The sequence below is a fragment of the Kineobactrum salinum genome, assembly GCF_010669285.1.
GTDB classification, from domain to species: Bacteria; Pseudomonadota; Gammaproteobacteria; order Pseudomonadales; family Halieaceae; genus Kineobactrum; species Kineobactrum salinum.
On the sequence record NZ_CP048711.1, the window covers coordinates 3,555,697 to 3,574,463 of the forward strand.

Consider the following 18,767-nt stretch of genomic DNA (forward strand, 5'->3'; position numbering starts at 1 on the left):
ATCGTTAGGGGCGGGGGCGGAATTGTAGCAGTGGTGCCGGCCGCGGTTAAGCCCGCTCTGACATCGGGGTGGGGCCGGCGTTGAGCGGGGTGGCCGCTGTCGGCTATGATGGGCCAAATCCCCAGACTGAACACTATGTCCTATATTCTGGCAGATGGCTGGATCCAGCAGGCGCGGCACTGCGTCTCTCCCAACTGCGGCCTCCGTCCCGCAGGCGTGGAGCCGGAGCTGCTGGTGATTCACAGTATCTCCCTGCCGCCCGGCTGCTATGGCGGCGACGAGATCGAGCGACTGTTCAGCAATTGCCTGGACTGGGAGGCGCATCCCTATTTTCAGACGATCCGCGGTCTCCAGGTGTCCGCGCATCTGTTGCTGCGCCGCTGCGGCGAGCTGGTGCAGTTCGTCAGCACCGATCACCGGGCCTGGCACGCGGGCCGCTCCTGTTGGCGCGGCCGCGACAACTGCAATGACTTCAGTATCGGCATTGAGCTGGAAGGCAGCGAAGATGAAGCCTATACAGACGCCCAATACCGGTCGTTGCCGGCGCTCACCGCCGCACTGATGCATTACTATTCGGCGCTGACGCCGGAGCGTATCGTCGGGCACTGCGATATAGCGCCGGGTCGCAAGACGGATCCCGGCCCCGCCTTTGATTGGCAGCGCTATCGCGCCAGTCTCGCCACTATCCTCGCCACTATCGGAGAACAGGCATGATATTTCTGGCCCTGGTGATTGCCCTTACGCTGCGTCAGCTGTGGGCGCTCGATATCACGGTGCAGCGCGATGGCTGGTGGCGCGACTGGCGGGCGCGGGCAGGTGACTCCGGTCTGCGATCCTGGAGCCAGCTGTTGCTGGTAGTGGGGCTGCCGCTGTTGTTGGCGCTGCTGGTACTGGATCTGTTGCGTCCGCTGCTGTTTGGCCTGCCCTGGATAGCGGCCGCGGCAGTGCTGCTGCTGTACGCCCTGGGCCGCGAGGACCTGCAAGCCCTGGTGGCACGGTATAGTGATTACTGCGAGCGCGGCAACGGCGAGGCGGCGTGGTTGTTCGCCCGCGAGGAACTGGGGCTGACGGTACCGGCCGAAGAAGTCAGCGATACGCTGGACTCCGAATGGCTGCGCCAGCAGGTAGAGGCCAGGCTCTGTTATGCCAGTTATCAGGGCTGGTTCGCCGTGGTGTTTTATTTTGTCGTGCTGGGTCCGGTGGCCGCGGTGGGCTATCGCCTGTTGCAATTGTACCGCGACGGCGGGGATGCAGCGCAGGGGCCGGCGGCGCGGGTGTTGTTCTGGCTGGACTGGGTGCCGGTACGGCTGTTGCTGGCCACTTTTGCACTGGCTGGGGATTTTGTGCGCAGCCGCGATGTCCTGATGAGCGCGGCCACCGATACCTGGGCCGAGCCCGCCGACCTGTTGTGGCAGGTGGCCAGTGCGGCGGAGAGTCCGGTGCAGGAGGGCACGCCGCTGCAGCAGGCGGCGGCGAACGCCCGCGCGCTGGCCGGTCTGCTGCATCGCTGTGCCGTGGCCTGGATCGTTGTGATAGCGCTGGTTGCGATCCTGGCCTGAGCGGCGCTGCCGCGATCGTAGGCGGGCGTCCCCAGTGCTGTTAAACTGAACCCAAACCTACTACTTCGCAGCTATCCAGGTGTCACGATGCCGGAACGTTTTCGCACGGACGCGACATTGCCCTCGGTGTTTCCCGGTCCCGCGGCCAGCCGGTCCCGGATGGATCTCGTGCTCACCATCGTCTTTCACCCGGATACCGGCCGCATTGGCGAGCGTTGTTCTGTGCCCGCTGGCAATGCCGAACTGCTGCTGGGGCGGCAACATCCTGATTTTGCACGATTGTCTGCCACGACCGGAGTGCCCCTGGGCGATCCGCACCTCAGCCGCCGGGCGCTGGGGCTGAGCCGGCGCACTGCTGCCCTGTTGCTGCGCCGGCCTGCCGACAGCTGTGCCTGCCGGGTGGATGGGGAATGGTTGAGCGGGGAGTGTGAGTTGGACAGCGCGCGCCTGCAGCGGGGCGTGATCCTGCAGCTGGCCCACAGCGTGGTACTGTTGCTGCGCCAGGCAGAAGCCGTGGCGCCGGGGATGCAGGCTGCCGGTACCGCGGGCCTGCTGGGCAGCAGTGCCTACATGTATTCCCTGCGCGAACAGCTGACGCGGACGGCACACAGTGGCCTGGACGTGTTGATCAGCGGCGAAACCGGCACCGGCAAGGAATTGGTTGCGCGGGCCGTACACGCCTGCAGTGCGCGGGCAGAGCGACCGCTGGTGGCTGTCAACATGGCCGCGATTCCGGTCGGGGTGGCACCGGCCGCATTGTTCGGCAGTGCCCGCGGAGCCTTTACTGGTGCAGACAGGGCCAGCAGTGGCTATTTCCAGCAGGCGGCCGGTGGCAGCCTGTTTCTGGATGAAGTGGGCGATACGCCGGAGCATGTTCAGCCCCAGTTGCTGCGAGCATTGCAGGAACGTGAAATCCAGCCGGTCGGCGGCACGCCGGAGCGGGTCGACGTGCGCGTCATCTCCGCCACCGAGGCTGAGCTGGATGCTGCCGACAGCGGTTTTCGCAGTGCGCTGCGGCACCGCCTGGGCAGTGCCCGCCTGCGGTTGGCGCCGCTGCGGGAGCATCCGGAGGATATCGGCGAGCTATTGTGCCACTTTCTGCGCCAGGCCTGTGCCGAAACCGGCACGCCGCCCATGCTGCCGGATCCGGCCAGTGATCCGGTGGCGGTTGCCCGCTGGGCCGACCTGTTCTATAGCTGCCAGCGTCACTCCTGGCCCGGCAATATCCGTGAACTGGCCAACTGTGCCCGTCAGGTGGTGCTCGACAGCGCCGCCGATCCGCGTACGCCAGTGCTGGTACTGCCGCAATCGCCCGCAGCGGTTGCCGAGTCGGCTGGCGGCAGGCCGGAGCAGCCGGTGCAACTGGGCGATGAGGCGCTGCGGTCGCTGCTGGAGCAGGAACACTATGAGATCAGCCGCGCCGCCAGGCGTGCCGGCATGAGCCGCCAGGCGCTGTACCGCCGGCTGCCGCAGCTCGGCTTGAGGCTGGCCTCTCAGGTGCCCACAGGCGAGTTGCAGCGGGCGCTGCATAGCTGTGGCGGCGATGCCGCGCAGGCCGCGGGGCACTTGCGGGTCTCCGCGGTGGCACTGCGGGCGCGGTTGCGCAGCAGCGCCGCCAACGCCAGGCCGGAACCCGACCATGGCGATTGAAGACCGCATCGGCCCTTACCGCATGCTGCGACTGATTCGCCGCGGTGGTCAGGGCTCTATTTTCCTGGGCTTTGACGACCGCCTGCAGCGGCGCATCGCCGCCAAGCTCTACACCCTGCCCGCCGACCGCGAGCAGAGCAAGCGGGCGCTGCGTGAGGCGCAACTGGTGGCAAGCCTGGACAGTCCCCGGGTGGTACAGGTCTACGATGTCATCGTCAGCTCCGGCCATCTGGCGATGGTGATGGAATACGTGCCTGGCTGCGATCTGGAGGAACTGCTGAACCGCTGCGAACTCTGCCTGGCGAGCATGTTGGCGATCGCCACTGACATTACCGCCGCGCTGGCAGTGGCCCGCCAAAGCCGGATCGTGCATGGCGACCTGAAGCCCAGCAATGTGCTGGTGGCACCGGATGGCCGCATCAAGCTTACCGACTTCGGCATAGCGGGCAATCACGGCGCGCTCCACGACCGCCGCGGCAGTTTCGCTTGCCTGTCTCCAGAGCACGTGCTGGGCCAGCCGCTGGATGTCCGCTCTGACCTGTTTGCGCTGGGCTGCCTGATGTACCGGATGTTGTCGGGACGGCATCCGTTTCTGCACGAAGGCAGGCTGGATGGACAGGCGCTGCTGCACCGGATGCCGGCACCGCTGCCTGCCGGCTTGCCGGATGGCACACCGCTGCCGGTTGAACTGGCACAGATGGTTGACGGTCTGCTGGCCAAGGATCCAGCGGAGCGTCCACAAAACACTCACTCTGTCCGCCAGCAGCTGTCCGCGATTGCCTCGGCAATTCCCCGCACACTGAAATTTCCCCTGGTGGAGGAGGCCAGGGTGGCCTTCAGGGAGGAGACAGCGGATGAATTGCCGCTGCAGATCCCCCCCGGTTTGCGCAGCCACGGCCGCTCGCGGATGCCATTGCGTCCCGGCCAGTGGGCGCTGTTCGGTTTTGGGCGCCACTGGCGGCGCAGCCAGTGGCTGGGCGCGGCCGCGGGCCTGGCCCTGGTGGTGGCGTTGTCGCTGACCTGGTTCTGGCCGCGCGCCAATTATGTTTTTGTGCCCTCACCGCAGTGGCGCTATGACGGCAACAGTGACCTGCCGGCCGGTACCGATACGCTCTGGCTGTTGCAGCAACTGCATCAGCTGTCACTGCAGGCGGATCCATCACTGCGCTTCAGCGGCGAGGCGCCCGTCTTCCGTTCCACCAAGGTTGACCGCAGCCTGGCTGCCCTGCGGCGTCCGCCGCCGCCCGAACACCTGCTGATCTCGCTGAACTGCCAGGCCGGAATCTGTGTGCTCGGGCTGGAACGGCAACGGGAGAACTGGCAGCGTTACCGGCAGGCCCTGCTGCTTCCCGGCGCGCCGGCGTCGCACTGGCGCGAGGTGATGGACGTGACCGTGCAGCAGTTATATGGCAGCAGTCCGCGCTTGCTGTAGTTCCTTAGCAGTTCCGAAGCCGGGTTCCGCTTGACAGTGCCCGGCCGTGAAGGGCACATTCACATTCCTTGTTCCGGCCTCATACCGGATCGCCCCCAGCGCATGGGAAGTCACGCTGTGCAAGCAGGTACTCTGGACACCTACCGCATCCAACTCGAGTATGCTCTTGGCAGCCCGTTTTTCACGGATAACCAGGTGGAGATACTGGTCAATGGCGACCAGATTTTTCCGGCCATGCTGGAGGCGATCGCGGCGGCCAAGGACAGTGTCAGCATGGTGACGTTCGTCTACTGGACCGGCGACATAGCCGACCGCTTTGCCAACGCCCTGGCGGAGAGGGCCGAGGCCGGAGTCGACGTACGGCTGGTGCTGGATTGCTTCGGCGCCAGCAGGATGTCGCGGCGCCTGGTCAGGCGCATGCGTGACAGTGGGGTGCGGATTCGCTGGTTTCGTCCTTTCCGCTGGAGCCGTCCCTGGCAGTACGACAAGCGTACCCACCGCAAGATTCTGGTCTGCGATGCCAGAGTGGCCTTTACCGGCGGTGTGGGCATAGCCAGTGAGTGGGAGGGCGACGCCCGCGATGCCTCCGAGTGGCGCGAAACCCATCTGCGCATCGAGGGCCGGGCGGTCTGCGGTCTGCACTCGGCCTTCCTCGACAACTGGGGCGAGGCGGGGAAGTGGGAGGCCAAGCTGATCAACTACGCGCCCGATCCACCGGCGCGGGGCGTGTCAGTGCAGATCGTGCGCGCCTCCTCCACCGTCGGCTGGACCGAGTCTGCGGCCTTGATGCGCTTCCTGCTGGCGATGGCGCGCCAGCGCATACGGTTGACGTCCGCCTACTTTGCTCCCGACGAGGTCTTTGAACGCGAGTTGCTGAACGCGGCGGGCCGTGGCGTGGATATCGATATACTGATCCCCGGCCGCCACTGTGACAGTCGCCTGTCGCAACTGGCAGGGCAGCCAGCGATTGCACGGCTGTTGGAGGCGGGAGTCTCGATCCGGCGCTTCCAGCCGACCATGTTGCACGCCAAGGTGGTAACCATCGACAGCATGATTGCCTGCGTCGGCTCGATCAACCTCAATCACCGTTCCATGGGCAAGGATGAGGAGTGCTCGGCGCTGCTGCTGTGCCCGCGTTTGACCGGCATACTGGACCGGCAGTTCGACCTTGACTGCGAGCGCGCGCAACCGGTGGATCGCGACAGGTTTGTCCGGCGCGGCCTGCTGGAGCGGGTCAAGGAGCGACTCGCGGGACTGATTGTTAACCAGTTATGAGCGGTACCGCACTGGCGGGCCACTGTGTATGGTCTAGTATTGAATCAAGTGAGCGATATCAACAGATGGCGTTTACTCAGTACAAGGGCGCTGTTTTTGCAGAGCCAAACTCATACGGAGGGTACCCGCAATGTTGAATTGGGCAGTGATATTTCTGATTATCGCAATAGTAGCCGGACTGCTGGGATTCAGCGGTGTTGCCGGTGCGGCAACGAACATCGCCTGGATTCTGTTTGTGGTCGGTCTGATCCTGGCGTTGTTTTTCTTTATCACTGGGCGTCGGCCACCGATGTAACCGCAATGCAGGCAGGATACAGGGTCAGGGGACCCGGTTTCCAATGAACAGGAGGATGATAACGTGGTGACTGCGGCAGATATAGATACAGCGGGCAAGACAGGTAAGGCGGAGAAACAGCAGGAGTTCGATTCGGGCAAGGAAGCGGTGCTGGCGGCCTACAACAACCTGATGGAAGCACAGACGCATTTCCGTCAGGCTGCCGAAGCGGCGGGCCTGGACCTGAAACACGACGCTGCCGAGCAACTGCTCAAGGGCAAGGGCAAGGCGGAGGAATTGGGCCAGCAGGCCAGTCAATATGTCCATGAAAAGCCCCTGGCTTCACTGGGCATGGCATTTGTGGCCGGGTTGCTGATCGCCCAGTTGACGTCCAGGAACTAGTTTTCGTGCCCGGGAATGCCGGCCCGCAACCTGCCGGGACGGAAGCGGCTGCCGGTCACGACAGCGCGCCGGGGAGCGAGTCCGGCCAGACCACTGAACAACAGCAGGAGTGGCAGGCATGGGTTGCTCTACTGCAACAGCTGATGGCAACCGGCAGCCAGTTTGCTTCGGTGCTGGGCCTGGAAGTCAAACTGGCTCTAGCCGACAGTGGACGCCTTGTCATCGTGTTGCTGGCGATGCTCCCGCTGCTGTTGTTTGCCTGGTTGGGACTTTCCGTGCTGGCCGGTTGGCTGGTCTACGTGCTGAGTCAGTCCGTGGCGCTGGGTCTGCTGGGATTCGTGCTGGTGCAGGTGCTGGCGCTGTTGGTGCTGCGCCGGGCGGCCACGGTGTTCAAGCGCAGTCTGGGCTTGCCGGCCAGCCGGCGCCAGTTGCGCGCGATAATGGAGACTGGCAAAGAGCATGCAGCGACAGCAACTGATTCGTGAACTGCGCGCCGCCGAGGCGGCGTTGATACTGGAGCGGAAGGCTCTGCACGACTGCGTCCGCTCCCGGGTCTCGGTATTGCGTGCGCTGCATCCGGTGTACCTGTTGGGCGGCGGATTTCTCGCCGGTGTGGTGGTGCAGCGGGCCCAGGCCCTGCTGTTGCCGGGTCTTGGCCTGGGTTCGGCGGCCACGCTCGGACTGCGCTTGTGGCCACTGTTGTCCAGTGGCTGGCAGATGGGGATGGGTGGTTTCGGGTCCACGGAGTGAGCAGTCCAGAGCCGGCGCCATCCTCCCCGCACTCCCCGCCGGCGCTCAGGTGGTTATTGGCACTGGCGCTGCTGTATACCATTTACTTTGCGAAATCCCTGTTGATGCCCATCGTGGTGGCACTGTTGTTCGCGCTGTTGTTGAGTCCCCTGGTCAACCTGTTTAAACGTTTTTATATTCCCCGTACTGTGTCGGCGCTGCTGATGCTGTGTCTAATTGGCGGGCCGCTCGCCCTGTTGGCCAGCCAGCTCAGCGTTCCTGCGCAGCGCTGGATCGAAGAGATCCCCGAGCTGACCGCACAGTTGTCGGAGCAGGTGGACGATTTGACTGACAAACTGGCGCCGGCACCGGAACCAGTGGCCGAGCCCCCCGAACCCAGGGGCTTCAGTTTTTTCGGGCTGTTTGGGGGTGACGACAGGGCAGCGGAAGATGATCCAGAGGTGGAAGGGAAGGACGAGGACAGCGACCGCGTCAGCGAAAGCCTGAAACAGGGGGATTGGAGGCGATGCTTTCGATGTTGAGCGCCGCGCCGGTCATGCTTGCGCAGTTGTTGACGACCGTGGTCCTAATCCTGTTTCTGCTGGTGTTCGGCCCGCGGCTGTTTGTCGCCTTCGTCAACATTTTTCCGACCATCCACGACAAGCGCCGCAGTATCCTGCTGCTGCGCAAGACCCAGATCGAGCTGTCGCGCTATATCCTCACCGTCAGCGCGATCAACAGCTTGCTGGGACTGACTACCGCGGCAGCGTTGTGGCTGTTGGGTGTGCAGGACGCGCTGCTGTGGGGGGTGCTGGTGGGGATGCTGAATTTCGCGCCCTATGTAGGCCCCTGATAGCGGCGATGATCCTGTCTCTCGCGGGGGTGGTGCAATACGGCATGACAGGCTTCGCGCTGGTGCCCGCCCTGGTCTATTTCAGTATTAATCTGTTCGAGGCCCAGTTCCTCACGCCGATGACGCTGGGACGCCACATGCGCCTGAACCCGCTGGTGATCATCCTGTGGCTTGTGGTCTGGGGCTGGTTGTGGGGCGCGGTGGGTGTGTTGCTGGCAGTGCCCCTGCTGGTCTGCCTGAAGCTGGCGGCGGGCCAGACCGGTTTCATGAACAGCTGGGTGCAGTTGATAGAAACGCGCGCCTGAGTCCGGTCAGCCCTTGGGGCCCAGCAGCAGCCACAGGATCAGGCCCAGCACCGGCATCAGCAGCAACAACAGTATCCACAGCACCTTGGCTCCGGTACCGGCGTTGCTCTGGGCACATTTGACGATTGCCCAGATGATGATAGCCAGCCAGATCAGGCCCAACAGGCCTCCAACTTGTACATCCATAGTGGCGCGCTCCATGTCCCGTCGTTGTAATTGGTGTCCAGTCTACCTGATTCGTCCGCGCCGGCCCACCTGCTTTTGCGCCTGCTTTTGCAGAGACCGCACCGCGGTCACCAGCGCCCGATTGCGTGGCGCTTCCAGCTTCAGCTCGTCGGCGAGCGTCAGCAGGTAGCCGTTGAGGTAGTCGATTTCGGTGGTCCGTCGCGCGCGGATATCCTGCAGCATGGAAGAACGATTGTTGGCGGTGGCCGCGATCACCTCCGCAACTTTCGTGTGCAGGTCCGCTACCGCCTGGTGCTGGCCGGCGGCGGCGCCAATCATCCTGATTTCCTCGCACAGCTGCTGCACCTCGACCGCAAGTTCCGGGCGGCTGGCCAGTTCGCCGTTGCAGCAATCATGTACGGCCGTGAGCGGGTTGATCGCGCAGTTGATGGCCAGCTTGCGCCACAGCGCCTGGTCGATCCGCGGTTCCCAGGCACAGTTCACCGCCAGGTTCTGCCAATCCGCGAACCAGGGCGGCGAGGTGGACTCTCCGCGCCCACCGATCAGCGTAGTTCCACTGCCGGCGTGACACAGCAGGCGCCGTCCCTGTCGGTAGACGCCCTCGGTGGTAGTGCCCGCATAACAGGGCAGCCATGGCCAGCGTGTCTGCAGCTGCTCCAGGTAGCCCATGCCGTTGGCCAGCACCAGTACTGTGCTGGCGGGGCTCAGCCGCGGTATCACTGCGGCCAGTGCCGGGACAATATCCTGCGCCTTGGTCGTGACCAGCAGATGAGTGATGCCACTGGAGTCGCCACGGGCCGATACCGGAAACCTATAGTGGCTGTGCTGTTGTTTGCACCGTAGCTCAACAGTGAGGCTGCTTTCGCCTGCGTCCGGGTCGTCCTCCCGCAACAGCAGCGTGCAGCGGCTGCCGCCTGCCTGCAGCAGGCTCGCGAACAGGCCGCCGATGGCCCCGACACCGAGGATATGCCAATGTCGCATGCGCTACGATCACTTCCCGACAGGGATTGCAAAGCGTTGCCGGCAGATTACCATGGGACTCCTTCACAGTTTACCGGACCGGGGTAGCGCACTATGCCATCTTTTGACATCGTATCGGAAGTCGATCTGCACCAGTTGACCAATGCGGTCGACCAGGCGGCGCGGGTGATCAATAACCGTTTTGATTTCAAGGGGGTGGACGCGGGGTTTGAGCGCGATGAGCGCACTGTGGCGCTGCACGCCGAGGCTGAGTTCCAGTTGGAGCAGATGGAGGACATGCTGCGCTCGGCGCTGATCAAGTGCGATATCGATCCACAGGCCATGGACAGCGGCGAGCCGGTGGGCTCCGGCAAGCTGCTGCGCCAGACCATCACCCTGCGCCACGGCCTGGACAGCCAGCAGTGCAAGACCATCGTCAAGACCATCAAGGATGCCAAGCTGAAGGTGCAGGCGCAGATCCAGGGTGACCAGGTAAGGGTGACAGGCAAGAAGCGCGATGACCTGCAGCAGGCCATTGCGCTGCTGCGGGACAGCAGCCCCGTCGACCTGCCGCTGCAGTTCACCAATTTTCGCGACTAGTACTGCAACCGCTGTTGCAGCCGGTCGAGCTTGCCCCGCCAGAAGCCGGTGTTCACGTTGTTTTCGCGCTGGGCGTACCAGAGCAGTTCCAGGTAGCGGTAGATGCAGTCGAACAGGGCCAGCGTATGCAACTGCTGTGGCTGCGGCTCGCGCCCCAGGTAGGCCTGGAGCAGCGCGCGGCTGTCCGCTTCCGGCATCTCGTCCCCGGCCTGCACGGCGGCCAGGTCGAACCATGCGGAGCCCATCGCGGCATATTCCCAGTCCACCGCCCACAGGCGCCCGCCGCTGTGCAGCCGGTTGCTGCGCAACAGGTCGTTGTGGCACAGCAGCAACGGCCCCGCCAGTGTTTCCGCCTGCTCCAACAGCAGTGCCAGCGGCTCGGCCAGCGCCGCGAGGGCGTGCCAACCGGCGCCCGCGGCCGCCCGCAGCGTGTGCTCATGGCGCCGGCAGCGTTCTGACAGGTCCAGTCGTGCGTGAACGGCTGGCAGGCGGTGGATGGCGCGCAATAGCGCGGCGACGGCTACCGGGTCTTCCGCTGTGGCCGGGTCCGGCGCCAGATAGTCGCAGACCAGGGCACCCAGTTCGGGATTGCAGTAGCGTGGCCTCGGCGCCAACCCGGCAGCGCAGGCATTGTGCAATATGCGCCACTCCGTCTGCCGGTTGAGACCATAGGCATGCGGGTTGAGTCCGTCCAGCCGCAGTACGAAGCGCCTGGCACCGGCCTCCAGCAGGAAGCTGTGGTTGCTGAGGCCCTGGCCCAGTGGCTGCAGCACTCGCGGCGGGCTGCCCGGTGCTGGTTGCAGGTCCCAGTGCGGCCACTGTGCCAGGGCCTGGTCCAGTCTCAGGCGGATTGCGCGTGGTAATGCTGTCGCCATTGAAAAAACCCGAAGACCACGATAATCAGATATACCATGAACAACACTGCGGTCAGCAGCAGTCCGCGCTCAAGATAGAGGTAGATGCAAGCGCTGTCTATCACCAGCCAGTACACCCAGTTTTCCAGTACCTTGCGGGCCACCATCCAGGTGGTGAGCACACTGCCCCAGGTGGTAAAGGAATCCAGGTAGGGCAGGGCCGCATCGGTGTAGCGCTGCAGCAGTGCACCGCTGACGGCACTGGCACTCAACACCGTGATGATGGCGAAGAGGTGAGTCCGTGCCGGCCAGCGTGAAATGGGCCGGGTCCGGCCGTCGCTGCGAGCGCCACTACGCCATTGCTGCCAGCCGTAGACTGCCATGGCCAGGTAGAACAGCTGCAGCGCCGACTCCATCGGCAGCCTCACCTGCCAGAACAGCCACAGATAGATGGCCGTGCCCCCGAATGCGGCGTACCAGCACCACAGGCTCTCGCGCACCGCCAGCAACAGATAGGCAATGCCCAGCGCCACGGCGATGACTTCCCAGCCCGACATGGCCAGGCTCGCACTCGCCAGCTGTTCGCTGAGCGCGCTGTCCGTCATGGGCTGATGGCCAGTGCCCCTGGAATGAATTTGCACACCAGTACCTGCTTGCCAAACTGCGCGTGGCTGCGCTCCAGCGCGGTGCGCACCAGGTCGAAGACCTGCTGCGCTTCTCCGCACAACTGGGTACTCATGGCGTTGGTGACAATGGTCAGCCCCTCGATCTCGCCCAGGCTGGCGATAAAGGCCTCAATGACCGGAATATAGTCCTCCTGCAACGGGTACAGGCTCAGTTCGGCGGTGACTTGCATGGTAATCTCCCGGGTTACTGGAAACGGTAGCTGGCACTCACACCCACTACCCTGGGCTCGCCCAGCTGGGTATAGGGCTCGACCACATAGCCTTTGCGCGGGTCGTTGCCGAAGCTGCCGAAGCCGCGGGTGGTGTAGTTGCGATCAGTCAGATTGCGGGCCCACAGCGCGACTTCCCAGGTTTCGCGCTGATAGCCCAGGCGCAGGTGCAGCAGCGTGTGGGCATTGGCGCGCAGCTCGTGGCGGTCGGAGAAGAAGAAGCTGTCCTTGGCCTCCACATCGGCGCGCAGGTAGAGGTGGTCGCTGAAATTGAGCCGGCCGCCGGTGGCGATCTGGTAGCTGGGTGCGTGCGCCTGTTCGTGCCCGGCCAGATCCTCCCCGTCGGCACGGATGTAGCGATCGAAGCTGGCGTCCAGCAGGCCGATGTTGGCGTACAGGCTGAGCCGTTCGGTGGCCAGCCAGTCCAGCTCAAGTTCCAGGCCGTAATTGGTGCCGCGTGCGGCGTTGCTGGTGTAGTCGATGAACTGCGTGCTTTCGTCTTCGCGGGGCACCACCAGCGAACCCTTCACCTGCTGGTCATTGCGATCCATGTAGAACAGGGCCAGGCGCGAGCGCAGGCTGCCCTGCAGGTACTCCCCTTGTGACCCAGCTCGTAATTGAGCAGGGTCTCCTCGTCGAAGGATTGCAGACCGCTGAACAATTGCAGCAGCTCCGGGTTGTCGGTGGTCTGCAACCCCGAAAGGATGTTGGTGTTGACGCCGCTGCCGCGATAGCCGCGCGATACGCCGCCGTACAGCATCGCATCTTCGCGGTACTGGAACTCCAGTACCAGCCGCGCGCCCCACAGTGTGCGGGCAGTATCGCCGGCGATGCTGTTGCTGTCGCTGTAGTCGGTTTCGCGCCGTTCCAGCCGCAGCCCGCTGATCAGTGTCAGCTGTTCGCTCAGCGCTGTATCCAGCTGGCCAAATACTGCCGCGGTGTCTGCGTCGTAGTCGCTGAAGAAGTCCTCGGCCAGGTAGGTGTACTGACGCTGCAGCTGTTCCCGGTCCGCCAGGTAGTACAGCCCGGCGACCCACTGGCCGCGGCCGCCGAACAGATGGGACTGGTCGTTGGAGAGCAGCCGCAGCTGGGCGCTGAAGCTGTCGCGGTCGCGCAGAAAGCGGTCGAAGGAACTGTACTCCAGCTCCGGAGCGATGCCTACATAGGCCCAGTCCTCGTCGTAGCTGTAGTCACTGTCAGTGGTGGCGGCGGTGAGCAGGGTTTCGAAATCCACGCTGTCGCGCTGGCCCTGCCAGTGCAGCGACAGCGCGGTGGACTCCTGCCGGTCTTTGCCGGGCTGGTCGGACAGGGTGCGACGGTTGTTGTCCAGCGAGAATACATCGTAGCCATTGTCGATATCGGCGTACAGCAGGGTCAGGTCGACGCTGTCGGTGCCGCTGGCCAGCCAGCGCAGGCGACCGCGCACAGTGGTTTCATCGCGGTCGCTGGTATCGTCGCGGCCCAGAAAGTCGTTCTTGATGTAGCCGTCACTGCGGTGCTGCTGCACCGCAATCCGGTACAGCAGGGTGTCGCTGACCAGCGGGCCCGTGCCCACCACGCCCAGGCTCCAGGAGTCGTAGTCGGCCACGCTGCCCTGGATCTCCAGGCCGGGGGTGGCCTCTGGCGCGGCGCTGCGGATATTGACCAGGCCGGCCAGCGCATTGGCACCGTGCAGGGTGCCCTGGGGGCCGCGCAGTACTTCCACTTGCTCGACGTCGAACAGGGTGCCGACGGTACCCAGGCCGCTGAAGTCGACACCGTCGAGCAACAGGCCTATGGAGGGGTTGAGCGGTTCCTGGAACTGGCTGCGTTCGCCGATACCGCGAATCTGGAAGAAGCGGGCACGGGAGGTGCCGCCGGCGTAGTTGAGGTTGGGGATGACATTGAACACCTGTTCCAGGTGCTGGGCTGCGCGTTCACGGATCATGTCGCCGGTGAGCACGCTGGTGCTGACCGGCTGCTGCTGCAGCGTGATGTCGCGCAGTTCGGCAGTGACGATGATCTCTTCCAGTGCGGTATTGTCGGCGTGGGTCTGGCAGGCCAGTAGCAGGGCCGGTGGCAACAGGCAGCTAAACAGTTTCATTGGGTTCTCCCAGAAAGCAAAGCAAGAGAACCGGTTGGACAAGCGGGCTGGACTAGGAGACAGGCACCTATCCCTACGCCGGTTCTAACCGGATCAGGTTCAAAGGGTTCACCGCGCGCGGTATCTCAGGCCGAAGCCACCCCAGGTTGTGTGCAATTCCACTATGGATTGCATCGCCAGTATAGGCGGCTTAAACTGCTGAGCCAATACAAATGTTTCCAAACCCCGGGTTTGCCCGGCATGGCTAGAGAGTGCCGCATGGCTGAAGAGTTCATCTACGAAAACGCGGTCCGGGAGGAAATCGAGGGGGCTCCGCCCTGGACAGTGTCGAGCAGGTGCGCGAACAGCGGCTGGGACAGACTGTCGAGCTGAACCGCTACCTGTACCAGCAGTGCATGCAGATCCAGACCATGCTGGTGGAGGCGGCCGACCTGCAGGCGGTGCTGGAAGTATTGCTGGTAAACCTGCCCCGGCATTTCGGCTTCCGGGTTGCGGAGCTGTGGCTGTATGACCCCGAGCATGTGCTGGCGGGGCTGATCACCTCGGGCCACCGCTACGGTCCCTACCTGCAACTGTATCACGACATGTTCGAGATGCAGGAGCTGTACGAAATGGAGCCCGGTGTCGAGCTGATCGACGCTACCGATTCGCGCATGTTCGAGGTGCTCAAGACCGATCAGGGGATCCAGCACGCGCTGCTGTTGCCGCTGCTGGATTCGGGCCGTCTGCTGGGCAGCTACCATTTCGGCTTTGCCGAGCCGGCCTTCATCATGCTGGGTTCCGAAGAAAAAACGTTGCTGACACACCTCGCGGCGGTGATTTCGGCCACCTTCAAGCAGGCGGTCAGCCGCCAGCAGGTCTCACGGCTGACGATGGTGGACCCGCTCACCCAGATCAGCAACTTGCGGGGCTTTGAAAAAGACATTGCAAGGGAGATTGCGCGCGCGCGGCGTGCCGACGATGCACTGTCCGTGCTGATGCTGGAGATCGATGAGTTCGAGGAACTGCACGAACACTACGGCGAGGTCGCCGGGCGCTTCGTACTGAAGAAGGTCACCGAGCGGGTCTCGTCCGGCTTGCGCGCCACCGATTATCTGGCGCGATTGTCGGACTCCCGGCTGGCGGTATTGTTGACCGGCACGGATGAGGTGACTGCCGGTGAAGTCGCCGAGCGTATTCGCGCCGATATCGAGGGGTTCATGGTCGACGACGGCCAGGGCGGTGCCCTGCAGGTGACCGTCAGCATCGGTCTGGTGACCTGGGAGCCCCGCCAGTACCCGGCACTCGATATGGCACAACTGGCCCGGCAAATGCAAGCCGTGGGCAGCCGCGCTGTTGAGGCCGCCATTGCCGGCAATGGCAACCGGGTAAAACTGTCCCGGTTGGCCACCCTGATCACCTGAACTGGAGCGATTGTTTTCTTGAGTGGTGTAGACGAATTATTCGACAACAATCGGGCCTGGGCGCTGAGTGTCAAGACCTCGGATCCGGAGTTTTTTGAAAAGCTGGCCAACCAGCAGAGCCCCGAATATCTCTGGATAGGCTGCTCCGACAGCCGCGTGCCCGCCAATCAGATCGTCGGGCTGCTGCCCGGCGAGGTGTTCGTGCACCGCAATGTTGCCAATATGGTGGTGCATACCGATTTCAACTGCCTGACGGTCCTGCAGTACGCGGTGGATGTACTGCAGGTCAAGCACGTGCTGGTGGTCGGTCACTACAATTGCGGTGGGGTCCGCGCCGCCTACGAAAATCGGGACAACGGCCTGATCGACAACTGGTTGCGCAATATCAAGGACGTGCAGCAGCGTCACCGGCGGCGTATCGCCGCGCTGGAGACCGATGACGCCCGGGTCGACCTGTTGTGCGAGTTGAACGTGGTGAGCCAGGTATCCAACGTCTGCCACACTACCATTGTCCAGAACGCGTGGCGCCGGGGGCAGCCGCTGGCGGTGCACGGCTGGATCTACAGCCTCAAGGACGGCCTGATAACGGACCTGGAGTGTACGGTAAACGGTCCCGAGCAGATCTCCGAGGTCTACCGGATGATGCCGGACCAGGATCTGGAATAGGTATGGACAATCTGCTGCTGCTCCTGCTGCTGATATTTGGGGGCGTGGCGCTGATGGTGGTACTGGGCGAGCGCTTCGCGAAGCCGCCGGATCCGGAGCGCATGCACCAGCTGCGGCGCTGGCTGATTCCGCTGGTGGGCTTGATGCTGGTGCTGTCCCTGCTCAATCACTACCTCTGATCCCCTCGGCATTATATGGATCGGGTATTCAAGCCCTTCCCGGATGCGCGTATAGTACACAGCCTCCGATCCCCGCGATTTTGTATATCCTTGACGACGAGAATGGAGCTATGGCAAAGCAGAAAGCGACAAACGTGCATTGGCACGAGGGCGACATTACCCGTGAGCACCGTTCCCGCTTGCTGGGCCACAAGGGCGCGACCCTGTGGTTCACCGGCCTGTCGGGCAGCGGCAAGAGTACCGTGGCGGTGGAGCTGGAAGGCCGCCTGAACGAGCTGGGGTGTTGTCGTATCGGCTCGACGGCGACAATGTGCGCCTGGGTATCAACCGCAACCTGGGCTTCAGTGCCGAGGACCGCACCGAGAATATCCGCCGCATCGGCGAGATCGCCAAGTTGTTCGTGGATTGTGGCGTGGTCGCGTTGAGCAGTTTCATCAGCCCCTACGCGGCCGATCGCGACCAGGTGCGGGAACTGCACGAAGCCGCCGGCATGGATTTTATCGAGATATTTGTAGATTGCTCCCTGGAAGCGGCAGAGGCGCGTGATCCCAAGGGCCTGTACAAGAAGGCCAGGGCCGGAGAGATCAAGAACTTCACCGGCATCGATGATCCCTATGAGGCGCCCTGGAAACCTGAAGTTCACCTTCATTCCGACCAACAGAGCCTGGACGAGGAAGTGGACATCATCCTCACGCTGTTGCGTGAGCGCGGCATTATCAAGGTCTGAAACAGAATTCGAGCCCACACGGAGATACCCATGATCAAACCCCACGGTTCCGCCGAGCTGCATCCGCTGTATGTCGCTGACCCGGCACAGCGCGAGGCGCTGACCGCAGAAGCCGAACGCCTGCCCTCGCTGCTGCTGAATTCGGCCGCCGCCGCCAATGCGGTGATGTTGGGGGCTGGCTATTTCAATCCGCTGCCCGGCTACATGAATCTGGCCGACAGCCTCAGCGTTGCTGACAAGCTGCAGACCGTGGACGGTCTGTTCTGGCCGGTGCCGATTGTCAATCTGACTACCGCCACCGATATCGCCGCCGGTTCCCGCATTGCGCTGCGCGACCCCAATGTCGAGGGCCATCCGGTACTTGCGATCATGGATGTCGAGGCGGTGGAAACGGTCAGCGACGAGCAGATCGATTTCATTGCGGAAAAGGTGTTCCGCACTCTGGATCCGCAGCACCCGGGCGTCGCCACCTTCAAGTCGCTGGGGCAGACCCTGCTGTCGGGCCCGATCGAGGTGCTGAACTTTTCCTACTTCCAGGCTGAGTTTCCCGAAACCTTTCGCACGGCGTACGAGATTCGCGAGGAAATTGCCTCCCGTGGCTGGAACAAGGTGGTTGCCTTTCAGACCCGCAACCCGATGCATCGCGCCCACGAAGAGCTGTGCCGGATGGCGATGGAAGACCTCGGCGCTGACGGCATCCTGATCCACATGCTGCTGGGCAAGCTCAAGCCCGGTGATATTCCCGCCGATGTGCGCGATGCGGCCATCCGCAAGATGGTTGAGGTCTATTTCCCGGCCAACACCGTAATGGTCACCGGCTATGGTTTTGACATGCTGTACGCAGGCCCGCGGGAAGCGGTACTGCATGCCGTGTTCCGCCAGAACTGTGGCTGCAGCCACCTGATTGTGGGTCGCGATCATGCCGGCGTGGGTGACTATTACGGTGGCTTTGACGCCCAGACGGTGTTCGACGAGGAGGTGCCGGCCGGTTCTCTGGAACTGGAGATCTACCGCGCCGACCACACTGCCTACAGCAAGAAGCTGGACCGAGTGGTGATGATGCGGGATGCGCCCGATCACCGCCCCGAAGACTTTGTGCTGCTATCGGGCACCAAGGTGCGCGAGATGCTGGGCAATGGCATCGCGCCACCGCCGGAATTTTCCCGGCCGGAGGTGGCCCATATCCTGATGGAGTACTATCAGCGGCAGCCGTAGCCCAACCGTCCCGGGCTAGCCTGGCTGGCGGCCCACGGTGGCGGCAGTCAGGGAGTCCAGGGTTTGCGGTCCCACCAGTGTGGCGACGACCTCGCCGTCCGGATCAAGTATCAAAGTGGTTGGCAGAACGGTGGGCCGCGGCTGACCCAGCAGTGCAGCCGGGTCGTCCTGCAGTGTCGGGAACGCCACCCCCAGGGTGCCAACCTGCCGCTGCAGCTCATCCCCGGTGGCGCCGTCATAGTTGACGCCCAGCACTGCCACTGTGTCGTAGTTCTGGTCCAGCGCGTTGAGCTCGGGTATCTCTTCGATGCAGGGCTTGCACCACTGCGCCCAGTAGTTGATGACGACCCATTGCCCGCGCAGGCTCTGCAGCAGCGCGGCATCATCGGGAGGCGTCGGCTGACAGCCCGCCAGCAGCAGGGTGAGGGCGACGGCAAGCAATTTCATCATCAGAACTCCGCGGCGGTGTTGTCGGGGCCGTCATTATGCCACGATTGCAAGCTGGCCCCCCAGCCACAAC

The 18,767-nt window shown here is 63.5% G+C and carries 25 protein-coding genes, 1 pseudogene and 1 riboswitch; of the genes and pseudogenes, 18 read left to right on the forward strand and 8 right to left on the reverse strand.

Annotated elements, in window-relative coordinates; all coding sequences use genetic code 11:
- Window positions 1-135: 135 nt before the first annotated feature.
- The 12 genes from ampD (at window position 136) to G3T16_RS22550 (ending at window position 8,479) form a co-directional block, all read left to right on the forward strand.
- Complete coding sequence (gene ampD / locus G3T16_RS15795; protein ID WP_163496068.1) at window positions 136-714, forward strand: 1,6-anhydro-N-acetylmuramyl-L-alanine amidase AmpD; 579 nt, start codon at window positions 136-138, stop codon at window positions 712-714.
- On the forward strand, window positions 711-1,559 hold the full coding sequence (gene ampE / locus G3T16_RS15800; RefSeq protein WP_163496069.1) for a regulatory signaling modulator protein AmpE: 849 nt from the start codon (window positions 711-713) through the stop codon (window positions 1,557-1,559). The genes ampD and ampE overlap by 4 nt, the downstream gene beginning before the upstream one ends.
- A gap of 87 nt (window positions 1,560-1,646) precedes the next feature.
- Window positions 1,647-3,209, forward strand: coding sequence for a sigma-54-dependent transcriptional regulator (locus G3T16_RS15805; RefSeq protein WP_163496070.1), 1,563 nt, complete (start codon window positions 1,647-1,649; stop codon window positions 3,207-3,209).
- Window positions 3,199-4,641, forward strand: a complete 1,443-nt coding sequence (locus tag G3T16_RS15810; protein ID WP_163496071.1) for a serine/threonine-protein kinase — start codon at window positions 3,199-3,201, stop codon at window positions 4,639-4,641. The genes G3T16_RS15805 and G3T16_RS15810 overlap by 11 nt, the downstream gene beginning before the upstream one ends.
- A 117-nt stretch (window positions 4,642-4,758) precedes the next feature.
- Complete coding sequence (locus tag G3T16_RS15815; protein ID WP_163496072.1) at window positions 4,759-5,916, forward strand: phospholipase D-like domain-containing protein; 1,158 nt, start codon at window positions 4,759-4,761, stop codon at window positions 5,914-5,916.
- A 130-nt stretch (window positions 5,917-6,046) separates the two neighbouring features.
- The gene (locus tag G3T16_RS15820) at window positions 6,047-6,211 is read left to right on the forward strand and encodes a DUF1328 domain-containing protein (RefSeq protein WP_163496073.1); all 165 of its coding nucleotides are present in this window, start codon (window positions 6,047-6,049) and stop codon (window positions 6,209-6,211) included.
- Between the two features lie 66 nt (window positions 6,212-6,277).
- Window positions 6,278-6,592, forward strand: a complete 315-nt coding sequence (locus G3T16_RS15825) for a DUF883 C-terminal domain-containing protein (protein ID WP_163496074.1) — start codon at window positions 6,278-6,280, stop codon at window positions 6,590-6,592.
- Window positions 6,593-6,597: 5 nt separating this feature from the next.
- Window positions 6,598-7,077 (forward strand): hypothetical protein, encoded by a 480-nt coding sequence (locus G3T16_RS15830; protein ID WP_163496075.1) that lies wholly within the window; start codon window positions 6,598-6,600, stop codon window positions 7,075-7,077.
- Window positions 7,052-7,342, forward strand: coding sequence for a hypothetical protein (locus G3T16_RS15835; RefSeq protein ID WP_163496076.1), 291 nt, complete (start codon window positions 7,052-7,054; stop codon window positions 7,340-7,342). Before G3T16_RS15830 ends, G3T16_RS15835 begins: the two co-directional genes overlap by 26 nt.
- A 56-nt stretch (window positions 7,343-7,398) precedes the next feature.
- Window positions 7,399-7,863 (forward strand): AI-2E family transporter, encoded by a 465-nt coding sequence (locus G3T16_RS15840; protein ID WP_163496077.1) that lies wholly within the window; start codon window positions 7,399-7,401, stop codon window positions 7,861-7,863.
- Window positions 7,848-8,174 carry an AI-2E family transporter gene (locus G3T16_RS22545; protein WP_163496078.1) on the forward strand — a complete coding sequence of 109 codons (327 nt, stop codon included), beginning with the start codon at window positions 7,848-7,850 and terminating at the stop codon, window positions 8,172-8,174. The genes G3T16_RS15840 and G3T16_RS22545 overlap by 16 nt, the downstream gene beginning before the upstream one ends.
- 8 nt (window positions 8,175-8,182) lie before the next feature.
- On the forward strand, window positions 8,183-8,479 hold the full coding sequence (locus G3T16_RS22550; protein WP_163496079.1) for an AI-2E family transporter: 297 nt from the start codon (window positions 8,183-8,185) through the stop codon (window positions 8,477-8,479).
- 6 nt (window positions 8,480-8,485) lie between these two features.
- On the opposite strand, the gene G3T16_RS15855 is transcribed toward G3T16_RS22550, so the two are convergent.
- Both G3T16_RS15855 and G3T16_RS15860 read right to left on the reverse strand, forming a co-directional pair.
- Window positions 8,486-8,665 carry a PLDc N-terminal domain-containing protein gene (locus G3T16_RS15855; RefSeq protein ID WP_163496080.1) on the reverse strand — a complete coding sequence of 60 codons (180 nt, stop codon included), beginning with the start codon at window positions 8,663-8,665 and terminating at the stop codon, window positions 8,486-8,488.
- Window positions 8,666-8,707: 42 nt separating this feature from the next.
- Window positions 8,708-9,646 carry a ketopantoate reductase family protein gene (locus G3T16_RS15860; protein ID WP_163496081.1) on the reverse strand — a complete coding sequence of 313 codons (939 nt, stop codon included), beginning with the start codon at window positions 9,644-9,646 and terminating at the stop codon, window positions 8,708-8,710.
- A gap of 93 nt (window positions 9,647-9,739) precedes the next feature.
- Here G3T16_RS15860 and G3T16_RS15865 point away from each other — a divergent pair, with 93 nt between their 5' ends.
- Entirely contained in the window at window positions 9,740-10,225 is a 486-nt protein-coding gene (locus G3T16_RS15865; protein WP_163496082.1) for a YajQ family cyclic di-GMP-binding protein, read from the forward strand.
- Here the strand turns inward: G3T16_RS15865 and G3T16_RS15870 are convergent.
- The 5 genes from G3T16_RS15870 to G3T16_RS15890 are packed head-to-tail and all read right to left on the reverse strand — an operon-like array spanning window position 10,222 to window position 14,057.
- Window positions 10,222-11,100, reverse strand: a complete 879-nt coding sequence (locus tag G3T16_RS15870; RefSeq protein ID WP_163496083.1) for a choline/ethanolamine kinase family protein — start codon at window positions 11,098-11,100, stop codon at window positions 10,222-10,224. The two genes, G3T16_RS15865 and G3T16_RS15870, sit on opposite strands and share 4 nt — an antisense overlap.
- The gene (gene pnuC, locus G3T16_RS15875) at window positions 11,067-11,684 is read right to left on the reverse strand and encodes a nicotinamide riboside transporter PnuC (protein ID WP_163496084.1); all 618 of its coding nucleotides are present in this window, start codon (window positions 11,682-11,684) and stop codon (window positions 11,067-11,069) included. Before pnuC ends, G3T16_RS15870 begins: the two co-directional genes overlap by 34 nt.
- Window positions 11,681-11,935 (reverse strand): YkoF family thiamine/hydroxymethylpyrimidine-binding protein, encoded by a 255-nt coding sequence (locus G3T16_RS15880; RefSeq protein ID WP_163496085.1) that lies wholly within the window; start codon window positions 11,933-11,935, stop codon window positions 11,681-11,683. Before G3T16_RS15880 ends, pnuC begins: the two co-directional genes overlap by 4 nt.
- A gap of 14 nt (window positions 11,936-11,949) precedes the next feature.
- The gene (locus G3T16_RS22555) at window positions 11,950-12,525 is read right to left on the reverse strand and encodes a TonB-dependent receptor (protein ID WP_197912071.1); all 576 of its coding nucleotides are present in this window, start codon (window positions 12,523-12,525) and stop codon (window positions 11,950-11,952) included.
- Window positions 12,501-14,057, reverse strand: coding sequence for a TonB-dependent receptor (locus G3T16_RS15890; protein WP_163496087.1), 1,557 nt, complete (start codon window positions 14,055-14,057; stop codon window positions 12,501-12,503). Before G3T16_RS15890 ends, G3T16_RS22555 begins: the two co-directional genes overlap by 25 nt.
- A gap of 52 nt (window positions 14,058-14,109) precedes the next feature.
- Window positions 14,110-14,211, reverse strand: a riboswitch (TPP riboswitch).
- Window positions 14,212-14,392: 181 nt separating this feature from the next.
- Between G3T16_RS15890 and G3T16_RS15895 the strand changes: the two genes are divergently transcribed.
- The 5 genes and pseudogenes from G3T16_RS15895 to sat all read left to right on the forward strand — a co-directional run bounded on the left by G3T16_RS15895 (window position 14,393) and on the right by sat (window position 18,247).
- On the forward strand, window positions 14,393-15,460 hold the full coding sequence (locus G3T16_RS15895) for a GGDEF domain-containing protein (RefSeq protein ID WP_163496088.1): 1,068 nt from the start codon (window positions 14,393-14,395) through the stop codon (window positions 15,458-15,460).
- Between the two features lie 18 nt (window positions 15,461-15,478).
- Window positions 15,479-16,126, forward strand: a complete 648-nt coding sequence (can, locus tag G3T16_RS15900) for a carbonate dehydratase (RefSeq protein ID WP_163496089.1) — start codon at window positions 15,479-15,481, stop codon at window positions 16,124-16,126.
- 2 nt (window positions 16,127-16,128) lie between these two features.
- Window positions 16,129-16,305, forward strand: a complete 177-nt coding sequence (locus G3T16_RS15905; protein WP_163496090.1) for a hypothetical protein — start codon at window positions 16,129-16,131, stop codon at window positions 16,303-16,305.
- 110 nt (window positions 16,306-16,415) lie between these two features.
- Window positions 16,416-17,032: pseudogene (cysC, locus tag G3T16_RS15910) on the forward strand (adenylyl-sulfate kinase).
- A gap of 30 nt (window positions 17,033-17,062) precedes the next feature.
- Window positions 17,063-18,247: a sulfate adenylyltransferase gene (gene sat / locus G3T16_RS15915; RefSeq protein ID WP_163496091.1), complete on the forward strand. Its 1,185-nt coding sequence runs from the start codon at window positions 17,063-17,065 to the stop codon at window positions 18,245-18,247.
- Window positions 18,248-18,262: 15 nt separating this feature from the next.
- On the opposite strand, the gene G3T16_RS15920 is transcribed toward sat, so the two are convergent.
- Entirely contained in the window at window positions 18,263-18,697 is a 435-nt protein-coding gene (locus G3T16_RS15920; RefSeq protein WP_163496092.1) for a TlpA family protein disulfide reductase, read from the reverse strand.
- Window positions 18,698-18,767: the final 70 nt, after the last annotated feature.